Genomic DNA, 14,598 nt, shown 5'->3' on the forward strand with positions numbered 1-14,598 from the left:
CCATGACGACTCCGGCGAAGACGTCGGCCGCACCGTCAGCAGCGACCCCGCTGCTGACGGTGCTCGGCGACACGATCGAGGCGGCGCGCGCCGCCGACCGCGACGACCTGGTCGTCCGGTTGGAGGCGGTCGCGCAACGGGTGCGGGATCCGCGCAGGCGGATCGTGGTGACCGGTCAGCTGGAACAGGGCAAGAGTCGTTTCGTCAACGCGCTGCTCGGACTGGATGTGTGTCGCGTCGGCGACGACCAGACCACGACCATTCCGCTGCAACTCGAGTACGGTGCCGTCCCGCGCGCGGAGTTGGTACTCACCGCGCCGGGCGCGAGCGAGATGCGGGTGGAGGTGCCGTTCGACGAGATCGGTTCGCTCGATGCCCGCAGCCCGTACGCGCAGGGCCGTCAGATCGCCCGGATCGAGGCGGCGGTGCCGAATCAGCTGCTCAGCGAGGGCATCGTGCTGGTCGACACCCCGGGTGTCGGCGGGCACAGCAGTGCCTATTCGGCGGCCGTGCTCGGCATGGTTCCGGCCGCCGACGCGGTGTTGCTGCTGAGCGATGCCTCCACCGAACTCACCGAACCCGAGCTGTCGTTCCTGCGGCAGGTCAAGGAGCTGTGTCCGACGGTCGCGGTGCTGCTCACCAAGGTGGACATGTATCCGCATTGGCGTCAGGTCGCCGAGGCCGACCGGGTGCACATCGCGCGGTCGGGGCTCGAGGTCCCGATGCTGCCGGTGTCGTCGCTGCTGCGTGCGCACGCGCTGCGCACCAACAATGCCCAGCTCGGTCGCGAATCCGGTTTCGGCGCGTTGTTCGCGTTCCTGAAGGAACAGGTCGTCGCCCGCGACCAGGTGTCGACCAGGGCCGCGGTGGCGCGGGAGCTGCATTCGGCCGCCGAACATCTCGCCTTGGTCCTCGGCAGCGAACTGATCGCCCTGCGCGATCCCGAACGTTCCGACGACGCCATCCGCGAACTGCAACGCGCCCGCACCGCCGCCGAGGACCTGCGCCGCAGCTCCGGCTACTGGCAGCAGACCCTGTCCGACGGCATCACCGATCTGATGAGCGATATCGACCACGACCTGCGCGAACGCCTGCGCGCGGTGGCCCACACCGCCGAGGACTGGATCGACGACCACGATCCCGGCAGGCACTGGCAGGCGATCGCCGAATGGCTCACCGGCACCGTCGACACCGCCCTCGGCGACAACCTGCTGTGGACCCACACCAGGGCCGAAACGCTGGCCGAGCGCGTCGCCGAGCATTTCGGCAAGGCCAGCGCGGTCGACCTGCCCGACGTGGACAACGCCATGGACGCCGAGGGCACGGGTGCCGCGGCGGGCACCCTGGCCGGTCTCGAACCCGACATCAGCGTCACCAGCAAGGTGCTCGTCGGCCTGCGAGGTTCCTACGGCGGCGTGCTGATGGTCGGTCTCGCCTCGACCCTCGCGGGGCTGGCCCTGCTGAATCCGCTCTCCATCGGCGCGGGCGTGCTGGTCGGCGGCAAGGCCTACAAGGACGACAAGCAGTTGCGGCTGGCCCGCAAACGCGCCGAGGCCAAGGCGGCGGTGCGACGCTTCGTCGACGATGTCGCGTTCCAGGCGGGCAAGGAGGCCAAGGACCGCATGCACCGCATCCACCGCGCCCTGCGCGATCACTTCACCGGTGTCGCCGAACGCAGCCTCCGCTCGATCGACGCCTCGCTGAAGGCCGCGCAGGACGCCGCGAATTCGGCGGTGAACAGCCGCTCCGGGCGGCGCGGCGAACTCGAACACCAGTTGGTCCGGGTCGCGGAGCTGCGTCGGTATGCCGACGGCATGCTCGAGCTCACCTCGTCGTCGGGTCGGCAACGCTCGTATTCGGCACCGTCGCCGGGGGTGCGGCCGGTGCCCGCCGAGGACGGTCGACGGCCCAGGTGAACGCTGTGTTCGCCCCGACGCGCGAGGGTGTGTTTAAGTGAAGCCATGATGCTCGCCGCGTGGGTCGAAGGGGAGGCCGCGCGCCGATGAGACACCATCGGCCCGAATCTCCGATTTCCGGTGGCGGCCCCGCCGCGGTCCCGATCGGCGCGGGGGAGGCGCATCGGCTCGTCGAGGCCGCCGCGCGGGAACTGCGCGATCCCGGCGCCCGGCAGCTGCTCGACGAGTGCGCCGAGCGGTTGCGTCAACCGTTGCGGGTCGCGCTGGCCGGTTCGATCAAGGCGGGCAAGTCGACGCTGCTCAACGCCCTGGTCGGGCAGAGCATCGCGCCCACCGACGCGACCGAGTGCACCCGCGTGGTCACCTGGTATCGCAACGGCACCACCCCGTCGGTGACCGCGTTCGCGGCCGGGGGCGCGTCGGCGAACGTGGCCGTGCGGCGGGGCGCGGGCGCGCACGGTCTCACCTTCGAACTGTCGGGTCTGCGCTGGCAGCCCACCGGCGCGCACGCCGTCGACCATCTCGAGGTGCGGTGGCCGACGGCCGAGCTGTCGCGCACCACCATCATCGATACCCCTGGCACGTCGTCGTTGTCGCGGGAGGTGTCGGAGCGGACGATGCGTCTGCTCACCCCCGCCGATGTCGAGACCGACGCACTGCGCGTGCCAGGCGCCGACGCGGTGGTCTACCTGCTGCGCCGCCTCGACGCCACCGACGTGCACTTCCTCGAGCAGATCGGTTCCGGTGGTCCGGCCGGACCGCTCGGTGTGGTCGGGGTGGTCTCGCGCGCCGACGAGATCAGCGCGGGCCACATCAACGCCCTGCATTCGGCGCGCGAGGTGGCGTCACGTTTCGCCACCGAGCTGGAACGCACCGGGTTGTGCCAGGCGGTGATCCCGGTGGCCGGGCTGCTCGCCTTCGCCGCCGCCACCCTCACCCAGCCCGAGTTCGCGGCGTTCCAGGCGCTGGCCGGACTGCCCGCCGACACCCTCGAGCTGGCGATGCTCTCGGCCGACCGGTTCTCCCGCCCCGATGTCGACCTGCCGGTGTCGCCGCTGGTCCGGGCCCAACTGCTGGACCGGTTCGGCATGTTCGGTGTGCGGATGGCCACCGAACTCGTGCGCACCGGCGTGCGTGACGCGGCGGCGCTGTCGGCAGAGCTCAGTGCCCGCAGCGGCATCGACGAGCTGCGCAGGGTCCTTGACGTGCAGTTCGGTCAGCGCGCCGAACAGCTCAAGGCCCATTCCGCGCTCACCACCCTCGACCGCGTGATCACCGCCAACCCCGGTTCCGCCGCGGACGAGCTGCTGCCGCGCGTGCGCACCCTGCTCGCCGACGTGCACGGTTTCGCCGAGTTGCGCCTGCTCGGCCGGTTGCGCGCCGACGAGTTGCCGCTGCCGCCCGACGACCTCGCCGAATTGTTTCGCCTGGTCGGCGGCGCCGGGGTCGCCCCGCACGTGCGCCTCGGCCTGCCCGACGACACCGACCCGGCGACGATGCGTGCGCACGCCCTCGAGGCAGCGCGCAAGTGGCGCACCAGATCGCGGCACCCGCTGATCGACAAGACGACGGTCGAGGCATGCCTCACCGCGGTGCGCAGTGTCGAGGGAGCACTCTCCCAGCTACCCGGCTGATCGTGTCTCCCAATTATTTCGCCGATCGATTGGGCTTTCGTCTGGTCGATGCGGCATGATTCCGCCGTGACGACGACGATCGGCGACCCGTCCCGGGTCTTGACGGACGCGCAGTGGGCGCTGCTCGAATTGCTGCTGCCCACCTCCGCCGGTCGCGCCGGACGCGATTTCGCGAACAACCGTCTCGTCGTCGAGGGAATGCTGTTCTGGCTGCGTACCGGCATCGCCTGGCGTGACCTACCCGCCGAATTCGGTCCCTGGCAGACAGTCTGGAAACGCCAGCGCCGCTACCAGGCCGACGGCACATGGGACCGTCTGCTCACCGCCTTGGCCGCCCTGGCCGACGACGCGGGAAACCTCACCTGGGTGTCGCGAAATCTTTAGGAGACACCGGTTTTTCGGCTCCGAAAAAGTCACACTCTTCATCGGTAACGATTTCGTTGCGGAATCGGACTAGCTTTCCGAACACTCGCATGGCCAAGCGTGAAAAACACCCACCGACAGACGAGTACGGATCCGGCGCAAGCCCCGATCTGGAGGAGCTGACCCGAATGACACCCACCGCGATCCTCGAGTTCATCCTGAACCTGCTGCGCGATCCCGAAGCCGCAGCAAACTATTGCGCCAACCCCGTTCACGTCCTGTGCGAGGCGGACATCCCCGCCACCCCCGCCGAGATCGCGGCCGCCGCCCCCGCCATCGCCGCCGCCCTCTCCACCGACTGCACCTCCACCCTCACCGCCCTCCACACCGCCGCCGCCACAACAACTGTGGCCGCCACCACATCCCTCGCCGCCGCGACCACCGCCGCCGCAACCACCCACCTCGACACCACCCTCACCCCAGACATCTCCACCGCCCTGACAACCGACCTCACCGCCGCGAGCGATGTCTCCGCAGCCGTCAGCGCAGGCCTCGCCACCGCCGTCGGCACCGCAACCGACCTGACGACAGGCATCGATGCGGCTGTCGGCGCCGCCCTCGCCATAGACCTGACATCCGGCCTCGATGCGACGGTAGCCACCGCCCTCACCGCGGCGACCACTGTCTCCGCGGCCGTCGGTGGCGGCCTCGGCACGGTCGTCGGCGCGGTAGCCGATGTGACGACTGGCCTCGATGCGGCTGTCGCTGGCGGCCTCGCCGTAGACCTGACGTCCGGCCTCGACGCGACAGTAGGCACCGGCCTCAACGCGGCGACTGGCGTATCCACCGCCGTAGACGCGACTCTCGGCGCTGTCGCCGACGGAGCCGCCGACCTCGGTCTCGCTGCCGAAGCGGCCGCGAATTCGGCGATCGGTCTCGATGCCGCTGTCGGTGGTGGCTTCACTTCCGCGCCGGACGTATCTGCCGCTGTCGGAGCCGGTCTGGACGCCGCCACCGACCTGACCACCGGCTTGGCCGCGACCTCGAACACCGTCCTCGGCGCCGCCACCGCCACCACAACCGAACTCGCCGCCACCACGGCTGGCCTCGGGGCCGACCTGGGCGCCGCAGCCGACCTGGGCATCGGGGTGGGCGTGACGAGCGCTCTCGGAACCGTGACCGGTGTCGCCGCAGGGCTCGGCACATCCCTGACCGCCCTCGACACTTCCACTGCCCTCGGCACCACCGCCGACCTGTCGTCGAGCCTCGTCGCCACCACCTCGATGGCCTCGGAAATCGGTGCAGGCCTCACCGGTTCGGCTGGATCAGGGATCGAAACAGGCCTGTCCGCTGCGGGCTCGCTGGGTCTCGACACCGCTGCGGGACTCACGGAAAACGCTGCTGGACTGGGCACCTCGATCACCACCGGCCTCGAAACCGGACTGTCGGGTGCGACCGCCCTCGGTCTGCAGGCCGCCGCCGACGCCGCTGCGGCGACTTCGCTGACCGGAGCCGTGGTTTCGTCCACGCGACTCGGCCTCGACAACGCGGGCACCGTCCAGGTCGGCGCCGATCTGGGTGCTCAGATCGCGGCCGGTCTGTCCTCCGGTGCTGCCTCGTTCGGCGCCCCCTTCACGGTCGCCCCGGCCACCGGCCTCGAAACCGCCCTCAGCACCGCCTTCTCCACCACGTCGGTCGGCGATGCCGATTTCGAAGGCGCACTGGTCGGCGCGACGAACGTCACCGCCGCCCTCGAGTCGACACTGACCGGTGTAGGCGCGCACTCGACCGCCATCACCACCGGCCTCGGCAGCATCGCCCCCGGCCTCGATGCCTCCGCCGCCGCCAATGCCGCAGCGAACGCCGATGCGGCAGCGGGTTTCGCCACGAACGCCGATGCGGCAGCCGGTTTCGCGACGAGCGCGACAGCCGGTTTCGTTACGAATACGGCAGCCGATGTCGCAGCACATGCATCCCAAGGCATTACCGCCACCGCCGACGCGGCCCTCGGCGCGACAGCCGACGCGGCAGGCTCGCTCCACGCGACCACCGAGGTGACCACCTCCACAGGCCTCGAACTCGGCCTCGGCACCACCGCCGACTGGTCCACCGAAACCGGCGTAGCCGCAGGTCTCGGCTCGACAATCCAACCCGCGCCGAACGCCGATTCGTCCACCGGTTCGGAAACCCTCGGTGCGACCAGCGGCTTCACCACCGCGGCGACCGATACCACCTTCACCTCGGAGACCTCCATGGACCTCACCACGTCCGAACCCACCTCGACCATAGATTTCACCTCGGCCGCCGACACATGGTCCACCGTCGACGTGGACGGCGCCTTCGGCCCGGCTCTCGACGATTCCCCGCTCTCCGGCGGAACGGGCCTGCTCGACAACCCGTTCACCGCCACGGAAAACACGTTCGACACCCCAGAAGCCCTGTAGTCCACGGCAATGGATGCACTGCTGTCGGCTCTCGACGACACCGTCGCCGCGGCCCGCGCCGCGGGTCGCGACGACCTGGTCGCCCGCCTGGAAACGGCGGCGGTCCGGGTGCGTGACCCGCGGCGGCGGATCGTCGTCGCGGGCCGGCTCGATCAGGGCAAGAGCCGGTTCGTCAACGCGCTGCTCGGTGTCGAGATCTGTCCTGTCGGCGACGACAGCACCACCCGTTTCCCGATGGTGCTCGCGTACGCGCCGCAGCCGCGCGCCGAACTGGTGCTGGCCACAGCGTCTTCCGGCGAGGAGCGGGTCGAGTTCCCGATCGCCGATCTCGCGACGGTCGATCACCGCTGCGCGGCGGGCAAACAGATCCTGCGCATCGACGTGTACCTGCCCGCCGACCTGCTCGCCGACGGCATAGTCCTCATCGACACCCCCGGCATCGGCGCCCGAACCACCGCGGGCACCCTCGGTGTCCTGGAAATGCTCCCCGCCGCCGACGCGCTCCTGCTGATCTCCGACGCCTCGACCGAGCTCACCGCACCGGAGCTCACCTTCCTGCGTCAGGCGTCCGAACTCTGCTCGGCCACAGCGGTTCTGATGTCGAAGACCGACCTGTACCCCCACTGGCGCCAGGTCTTCGAGGCCGACCGGGAGCACCTGCGCACCGCGAACCTCGACCTACCCCTGCTCCCGATCTCGGCGCTGCTGCGCGCCCACGCGCTGCGCCTGCAAGACGCCCAACTGGGTGCCGAGTCCGGTTACGGCCTGCTCTACCAGTTCCTGCGTGAACAGGTGGTCGCCCGCGACGAAGCCGCGACCCGGGCCACGATCTCTCGTGAGATGTCCTCGGCCGCAGAGCATCTGGCGCTAGCGCTCGGTAGCGAACTCGTCGCCCTGCGTGACCCGAGGCAAGCGGCCGCCGCGGTCGCCGAACTGCGGTCGGCCAAAACCCGTGCCCAACAGCTGCATCGACGTACCGCCGCGTGGCAGCAGACCCTCGCCGACGGCATCACCGATCTGGCCGGTGACGTCGACCACGACCTGCGCGAGCGGCTGCGTGAGATCGCCCGAACCGGCGAGGAGTGGATCGACGACCACGACCCCGGCCGTCACTGGGGAGCGATCACCGAATGGCTCACCGGCACAGTCGATTCCGCGCTCGGCGACAACCTACTGTGGGCGCACGCCAGAGCGGACACCCTGGCACAACGGGTGGCGGAACATTTCCACGAACTCGGCTCCGTCGACCTGCCCGTCCTCGACCAGTCCGGTACCGCCCACGGCACCGGCACCCTGGGTGACCTCGAACCCGACATCGGTGTCGTGTCGAAGGTCCTGGTCGGTATGCGCGGTTCCTACGGCGGCGTCCTGATGGTCGGTCTCGCGACCACTTTCGCCGGACTCGCCCTCCTGAACCCGATCTCCCTCGGCGCGGGGATGCTCGTGGGCGGCAAGGCGTACCGTGACGACAAGCAGGCCCGCCTCACCCGCCGCCGCACCGACGCCAAGAACGCCGTCCGCCGCTTCCTCGACGACGTGGCCTTCCAGGCGGGCAAAGACTCCCGCGACCGCGTCCACCGCATCCACCGCGCCCTACGCGACCACTACGCGGGCATCGCCGAACGCAGCCTCCGCTCCATCGACGAGTCCCTCACCGCCGCCCAGGAGGCCGCAACCTCCGAGGCAACCCACCGAGCCCAACGCACGGCCGCCCTCCAAAACCAACTCACCGCCATAGCCGCCCTCCGCACCTCGGCTGCCCCAGCTCTCGCGCCGCCGTCGGGATAGACCTACCAGGTGACAGCCGGAATCTCGATGTCGATCGCGAACGGCCGGTCCAGTCGAAGTCGGCTGCGGTAGACGCCGGTCGGTGCATATCCGCCCTCCGGGAGCAGTTCGAAGGTGTAGATCACCATTGCCGACCGCTCGTTCTCGACTCGCCAGAAGTGCCTGATGTGCGCCTCGGCGTACTGGGCGGGTCGCAAGGTGCGATCCTTGGTCTTGGTCCCCGGGGAAACGATTTCGACGGCGAGCTGCACGTCGACCGGGTCGAAATACAGGGAGTCCGCGCTGACGGCTTGCCGTGCGACGGCGAGGACGTCGGGTTCGGGCACTGTGTGCCCGAGATTGATGCCCTTCTCCGTCGTGATGACGACATCGGCGGGCGCGACCGCGCGCAGCGCGTACTTGAGAACGTCCATCGCTTCGTCGTGCCACTGCGTGGCAGGCGCCATCATCACGACTTCACCGTCGAGGAGCTCGAAGCGCGCATCGACAACTTCTATCAGACGAGGAAGATCGGCCGCGCTGAAGCCGCCCGGCGGCGGGGTCGGTAGCAGCACCATGCGCCCCTGGATGGGTTCGAGTGGGCGCGCGGCGGTCATGGCCTCAGGCTACCTGGTGGGGAAAAATTTTTCGGGTGGCGGGAATGAATCGTCGCAGCTGCTGGTTGTGCAGATCAACGATGTTGAGCGCATGTCACTCAAGTTCGGGTTGACGCCCGGCGGAGCCGACAGGCAGGATTGAGTGCATCACGCTCAGCGTTGCTGGGAGTTGTCGTCAATTATCAGGAGGAACCCACTATGGCTCGTGCGGTCGGAATCGACCTCGGGACCACGAACTCTGTCGTCTCCGTGCTGGAAGGCGGCGAGCCGGTCGTCGTCGCGAACTCGGAAGGCTCGCGCACCACTCCGTCGATCGTCGCGTTCGCGAAGAACGGTGAGGTTCTCGTCGGTCAGCCTGCCAAGAACCAGGCCGTCACCAACGTCGACCGCACCATCCGCTCGGTCAAGCGCCACATCGGCACCGACTGGACCGTGGAGATCGACGGCAAGAAGTACACCCCGCAGGAAATCTCCGCGCGCACGCTGATGAAGCTGAAGCGCGACGCCGAGGCCTACCTCGGTGAGGAGATCACCGACGCGGTCATCACCGTCCCCGCCTACTTCGAGGACGCCCAGCGTCAGGCCACCAAGGAAGCCGGTCAGATCGCCGGTCTGAACGTGCTGCGCATCGTCAACGAGCCCACCGCGGCCGCGCTGGCGTATGGCCTGGACAAGGGCGACAAGGAACAGACCATCCTGGTCTTCGACCTCGGTGGCGGCACCTTCGACGTCTCGCTGCTGGAAATCGGTGAGGGCGTCGTCGAGGTCCGCGCGACCTCCGGTGACAACCACCTCGGTGGCGACGACTGGGACGAGCGCGTCGTCACCTGGCTGGTCGACAAGTTCAAGGCCAGCTCGGGCATCGACCTGACCAAGGACAAGATGGCGCTGCAGCGTCTGCGTGAGGCCGCCGAGAAGGCGAAGATCGAGCTGAGCTCCAGCCAGAGCACCTCGATCAACCTGCCCTACATCACCGTCGACGCCGACAAGAACCCGCTGTTCCTCGACGAGCAGCTCACCCGCGCCGAGTTCCAGAAGATCACATCCGATCTGCTTGACCGCACCCGCGCCCCGTTCCAGTCCGTCATCAAGGACGCGGGCATCAACGTGGCCGACATCGACCACGTCGTGCTCGTCGGTGGCTCCACCCGTATGCCCGCCGTCTCCGAGCTGGTCAAGGAACTGACCGGCGGCCGTGAGCCGAACAAGGGCGTGAACCCGGACGAGGTCGTCGCCGTCGGCGCCGCTCTGCAGGCCGGTGTGCTCAAGGGTGAGGTCAAGGACGTTCTGCTGCTCGATGTCACCCCGCTGTCGCTGGGTATCGAGACCAAGGGCGGCGTGATGACCAAGCTCATCGAGCGCAACACCACCATCCCGACCAAGCGCTCGGAGACCTTCACCACCGCCGACGACAACCAGCCGTCGGTGCAGATCCAGGTGTTCCAGGGTGAGCGCGAGATCGCCTCGCACAACAAGCTGCTCGGCTCCTTCGAGCTGACCGGCCTGCCCCCGGCCCCACGCGGCGTGCCGCAGATCGAGGTCACCTTCGACATCGACGCGAACGGCATCGTCCACGTCACCGCGAAGGACAAGGGCACCGGCAAGGAGAACAAGATCAAGATCCAGGACGGCTCCGGCCTGTCCAAGGAAGAGATCGACCGGATGGTCAAGGACGCCGAGGCGCACGCCGCCGAGGACAAGGCCCGCCGCGAGGAGGCCGAGACCCGCAACCAGGCCGAGTCGCTGGTGCACCAGACCGAGAAGTTCATCTCCGACAACGAGGACAAGGTCCCGGCCGACACCAAGTCGAAGGTCGAAGAGGCCATCGCCGACGCCAAGAAGGCGCTCGAGGGCACCGACATCGCGGCCGTGAAGGCCGCCGTGGAGAAGCTGGCCACCGAGTCGCAGGCGCTGGGCCAGGCGCTGTACGAGGCCAGCGCGGCCGAGGGACAGTCCACCGATGGTGCGGGCCCGAACAACGCGGCCGACGACCAGGTCGTCGACGCCGAGGTTGTCGACGAGCCGGTTGATACGGAGAAGAAGTGACCGAGGCCAGCTCCGAACAGGAATTGATCGCCGACGTCGTCGAGGACGCGGACGCCGCTGAGGAAGCGGCGCCCGCCCCCGACGCCGAACCCGAGGCTGCCCCGGAGAGCGACGAGCTCGCCGAGCGCACCGCCGACCTGCAGCGGTTGACCGCGGAGTACGCGAACTACCGCCGCCGGGTCGAGCGCGATCGCCAGGCCAATATCGACGCGGCCAAGGCGAGCGTGGTCACCGAACTGCTCGGTGTGCTCGACGATCTGGACCGCGCCAGGGCGCACGGCGATCTGGATTCCGGCCCGTTGAAGTCGGTGGCCGACAAGCTCGAGACCGCGCTCACCAAGCAGGGCCTGGTCGAATTCGGTGCTGTCGGTGACCCGTTCGACCCCACGCTGCACGAGGCCGTGCAGCACGAGGGTTCGGGTTCGGAGCCGGTGATCGGCGTGGTCATGCGCAAGGGCTATCGGTTCGGCGATCGGGTGCTTCGGCACGCGATGGTCGGGGTAACCGATGCCGAGACCGCGGGGGCATCGGATTCGGATGCCGACGCCGATAGCGAATAACGCGAGAGGAGGAGATGCCCGGTGAGTCAACGGGAGTGGATCGAGAAGGACTTCTACAAGGAGCTGGGTGTCTCCTCCGGCGCGTCGCAGGACGAGATCAAGAAGGCCTACCGCAAACTCGCGCGTGACCTGCACCCGGACTCCAATCCGGGTGACACGAAGGCCGAGGAGCGGTTCAAGGCCGTCAGCGAAGCGAACGCGGTGCTGTCGGATCCGGCCAAGCGCAAGGAGTACGACGAGACGCGGCGCCTGTTCGCCGGTGGTGGCGGTCGCGGCTACGGCGGCGGCTTCACTCCCGGTGCGGGCGGCGGCTTCTCGCAGGAGTTCAACCTGGGTGACATCTTCGGCCAGCCCGGCACTGCCGGTGCGGGCGACGGTGGCCTCGGTGACATCCTCGGCGGCCTGTTCAACCGGGGTGGACGCGCGTCGAGCCGTCCGCGCCGTGGCGCCGATGTGGAAACCGAGACCACGCTGGGCTTCCGCGAGGCGGCGCAGGGTGTCACCGTTCCGCTGCGGATGACGAGCCCGTCACCGTGCACCACGTGTCACGGCAGCGGCGCCAAGCCGGGCACCAGCCCGCGCGTGTGCCCGCATTGCAATGGCGCGGGTGTGGTGAGCCGCAATCAGGGCGCGTTCGGTTTCAGCGAACCGTGCGACGACTGCCGAGGCACCGGCTCGATCATCGACGACCCGTGCACCGACTGCGCGGGCACCGGCATCCAGAACCGCACCCGAACCATCACCGTTCGCATCCCGCCCGGGGTCAGCGACGGGCAGAAGATCCGGCTCGCCGGTCAGGGTGAGGCGGGCCTGCGCGGCGCGCCGTCGGGTGACCTGTATGTCACGGTGCACGTGAGCCAGGACAAGGTCTTCGGCCGTCAGGGCGACGACCTCACCCTGGTGCTGCCGGTGAGCTATGCCGAATTGGTGCTCGGGACAACCGTTTCGGTGCCCACGCTGGACGGCCGGGTCGGTGTGAAGGTGCCTCCGGGTACCGCCGACGGGCGTATCCTGCGGGTACGTGGCCGGGGTGTGCCCAAGCGTGGCCCGGCCGGTGGTGCGGGTGATCTCCTGGTGACGGTGAAAGTCGCGGTTCCGCAGGCTCTCGACGCGGAGGCCACCGAGGCCTTGAAGCGGTACCAGGAGGCGGAGAAAGCGGGCGGTTTCGACCCGCGTGCGGGATGGGCGGGTGCTTGATGTTCCCGCGTAGCGAGTTCAGCGCCCGGAGGAGGTAGCGCAGCGTGACCACGGAGGGCGTCGGGAGCGGCGCGAATCAGGATCCGAAGTCCGCGTCGGGTTCGTCCGCGCGTGCCGAGTTCTTCATGATCTCGGTGGCGGCTCAGTTGGCGGGGATGCACGCGCAGACGTTGCGTACCTACGACCGGCTGGGTCTGGTCACCCCGCAACGCACTTCGGGTGGCGGACGTCGGTACTCGGCGCGCGATGTGGAGCTGTTGCGTGAGGTGCAGCGGTTGTCGCAGGACGAAGGTGTCAACCTCGCGGGCATCAAACGCATCATCGAGCTCACCAATCAGGTGGAGGCGCTGCAGCAGCGCGTCGAGGAGATGAGCGCGGAGCTGGAGCGGTTGCGGGCTGGTTACCGGCCCGATCTGTCTCCGCCGCAACGCAGTACCGCGCTGGTGGTGTGGCAGCCACGTCATCGCCGCTGAGGCACTCGTTTCCTCGAGCCCCCGGTTCGCTTGTCCGCCACGGCGGTTGCGGGCCGGGGGCTCTTTCGTGCGCTGGTCAATCCCCGGCGATCGGCTGGTGACCTTCCAGCAACCTCTTTATTTTCGATCTTGCCGTTCGGAAGCAGTAGCGCGCGGCGAGGACGTCCGAATTACGGGCCCAATCGGTCACATCCACGCCGCATTCACGGGCTCTAAGTCTGTTTCTTTGGCGTGCCGCTTGGTCTGTATCCAGTTTTGTCAGAATTACATGCGTGATGTTTAAGAGTACGATTCCTAAGCTGGCAAACCTCGCCTAGACTTCTCGCATCGGCTGCTGACGAGTGTCCTCCCAGCCCGTCACTCGCCGGCGCGGCAAGCGTTCGATGGCGAAACGAGGTTGTGACACATATGGATTCGCGGACTGTCGCTTTGATCCGTACCACGTTCAAGGCGGTTGCTGCGGAAGAGGGTGGGTCCGAGACACTGGCGAGGTCGTTCTACTCGATCCTGTTCACGGACTACCCCGGTGTCCGCGATTTCTTCCCGGCCGCCATGGATGCCCAGCGCGACCGCCTCGTCCACGCGATCTCCTACGCGCTCGACCGGCTCGAGGAACCCGACAAGCTGTTGCCGTTCCTCGCCCAGTTGGGTCGCGACCATCGCAAGTACGGCGTGCAACCGGCCCACTATGTGGCGGTGGCCAATTCGCTGAAGTCGGCGATCCGAGGTTGCGTAGGCGACGAGATGTGGACCGACGAGGTCGCCGCCGCCTGGGACGAGGGCCTGGCCAACATCAGCGGTGCGATGATCGGCGCCGCCGACAAGGAGACCAGCCCCGCCGCGTGGACCGGCACCGTCGTGGAGTGCCGCGAGGTGCTGCGCAATCTGTCGATCGTCCGGTTGCAACTCGAGAACCCGATGGAGTACGCGGCGGGCCAGTACATCAGTGTGCAGGTGCCCTCGCGTCCGCGCATGTGGCGTTATCTGTCACCCGCGAATCCCGCGAACAGCAACGGCGAGATCGAATTCCACATCCGCAGTGTGCTCGGCGGCTGGGTGAGTCCGGCGATCGTGTCGCACACCGCCGTCGGTGACCAGTGGTTACTCGGCGCCCCCCTCGGCGGTCTCGGCGTACCGCGTAACACCAAGCGCAAGATGCTGATGATCGGCTGCGGCACCGGCATCGCCCCCCTGCGCGCCCAGATCATGGCGATGGCCCAACGCCGGGTGAACCCGAAGGTCCACCTGTTCGTCGGCGGCCACCACCCCTGCGACCTCTACGACCTCCAGGTCCTGAGCCAACTGGCCCTCGCCAACAAATGGCTCACCGTCACCCCCGTCACCGAAAACGAAGAAAACCCCTGGTGGTACTACGATTCCGGCGAACCCCAGGTCGAATTCCCCGGCCTGGAACCCCGGATGACCGGCCAGATCGGCAAGGTCGTCGCCGCCTTCGGCTCCTGGGCCGACCGCGACGTCCAGATAGTCGGCTCCCCCTCCATGGTCCAAACCACCAAGTTCCGCCTCATGGCCGCAGGCACCCAAGCCAAATCCATCCGCCACGACCCACTGTTCTGAGCC

11 protein-coding genes are annotated in these 14,598 nt (G+C 68.3%); 10 read left to right on the forward strand and 1 reads right to left on the reverse strand.

Going from position 1 to position 14,598, the window contains the following annotated elements:
• Positions 1 to 2: 2 nt before the first annotated feature.
• The 5 genes from NC7_RS03490 to NC7_RS03510 all read left to right on the forward strand — a co-directional run bounded on the left by NC7_RS03490 (position 3) and on the right by NC7_RS03510 (position 8,145).
• Positions 3 to 1,916, forward strand: coding sequence for a dynamin family protein (locus NC7_RS03490; protein WP_084457913.1), 1,914 nt, complete (start codon positions 3 to 5; stop codon positions 1,914 to 1,916).
• An 86-nt stretch (positions 1,917 to 2,002) separates the two neighbouring features.
• On the forward strand, positions 2,003 to 3,550 hold the full coding sequence (locus NC7_RS03495) for a dynamin family protein (protein WP_067978643.1): 1,548 nt from the start codon (positions 2,003 to 2,005) through the stop codon (positions 3,548 to 3,550).
• Positions 3,551 to 3,616: 66 nt separating this feature from the next.
• Positions 3,617 to 3,934: a transposase gene (locus tag NC7_RS03500; RefSeq protein ID WP_159372835.1), complete on the forward strand. Its 318-nt coding sequence runs from the start codon at positions 3,617 to 3,619 to the stop codon at positions 3,932 to 3,934.
• Between the two features lie 167 nt (positions 3,935 to 4,101).
• Positions 4,102 to 6,357 carry an IniB N-terminal domain-containing protein gene (locus NC7_RS29470; protein WP_067978649.1) on the forward strand — a complete coding sequence of 752 codons (2,256 nt, stop codon included), beginning with the start codon at positions 4,102 to 4,104 and terminating at the stop codon, positions 6,355 to 6,357.
• Positions 6,358 to 6,366: 9 nt separating this feature from the next.
• Positions 6,367 to 8,145 carry a dynamin family protein gene (locus NC7_RS03510; RefSeq protein ID WP_067978652.1) on the forward strand — a complete coding sequence of 593 codons (1,779 nt, stop codon included), beginning with the start codon at positions 6,367 to 6,369 and terminating at the stop codon, positions 8,143 to 8,145.
• A gap of 2 nt (positions 8,146 to 8,147) precedes the next feature.
• On the opposite strand, the gene NC7_RS03515 is transcribed toward NC7_RS03510, so the two are convergent.
• Positions 8,148 to 8,741: a Uma2 family endonuclease gene (locus NC7_RS03515; RefSeq protein WP_067978654.1), complete on the reverse strand. Its 594-nt coding sequence runs from the start codon at positions 8,739 to 8,741 to the stop codon at positions 8,148 to 8,150.
• Between the two features lie 198 nt (positions 8,742 to 8,939).
• Here NC7_RS03515 and dnaK point away from each other — a divergent pair, with 198 nt between their 5' ends.
• The 5 genes from dnaK (at position 8,940) to NC7_RS03540 (ending at position 14,595) form a co-directional block, all read left to right on the forward strand.
• Positions 8,940 to 10,787 carry a molecular chaperone DnaK gene (gene dnaK / locus NC7_RS03520; protein ID WP_067978658.1) on the forward strand — a complete coding sequence of 616 codons (1,848 nt, stop codon included), beginning with the start codon at positions 8,940 to 8,942 and terminating at the stop codon, positions 10,785 to 10,787.
• Positions 10,784 to 11,347, forward strand: a complete 564-nt coding sequence (gene grpE / locus NC7_RS03525) for a nucleotide exchange factor GrpE (protein ID WP_067978660.1) — start codon at positions 10,784 to 10,786, stop codon at positions 11,345 to 11,347. The genes dnaK and grpE overlap by 4 nt, the downstream gene beginning before the upstream one ends.
• A 21-nt stretch (positions 11,348 to 11,368) precedes the next feature.
• Entirely contained in the window at positions 11,369 to 12,544 is a 1,176-nt protein-coding gene (gene dnaJ, locus NC7_RS03530) for a molecular chaperone DnaJ (RefSeq protein ID WP_067978664.1), read from the forward strand.
• Between the two features lie 125 nt (positions 12,545 to 12,669).
• Positions 12,670 to 13,017, forward strand: coding sequence for a heat shock protein transcriptional repressor HspR (locus NC7_RS03535; protein WP_051719453.1), 348 nt, complete (start codon positions 12,670 to 12,672; stop codon positions 13,015 to 13,017).
• Positions 13,018 to 13,425: 408 nt separating this feature from the next.
• The gene (locus tag NC7_RS03540) at positions 13,426 to 14,595 is read left to right on the forward strand and encodes a globin domain-containing protein (protein WP_067978668.1); all 1,170 of its coding nucleotides are present in this window, start codon (positions 13,426 to 13,428) and stop codon (positions 14,593 to 14,595) included.
• Positions 14,596 to 14,598 lie beyond the last annotated feature (3 nt).

The organism is Nocardia caishijiensis NBRC 108228 (assembly GCF_001612825.1).
In the GTDB taxonomy this organism is placed as follows: domain Bacteria; phylum Actinomycetota; class Actinomycetes; order Mycobacteriales; family Mycobacteriaceae; genus Nocardia; species Nocardia caishijiensis.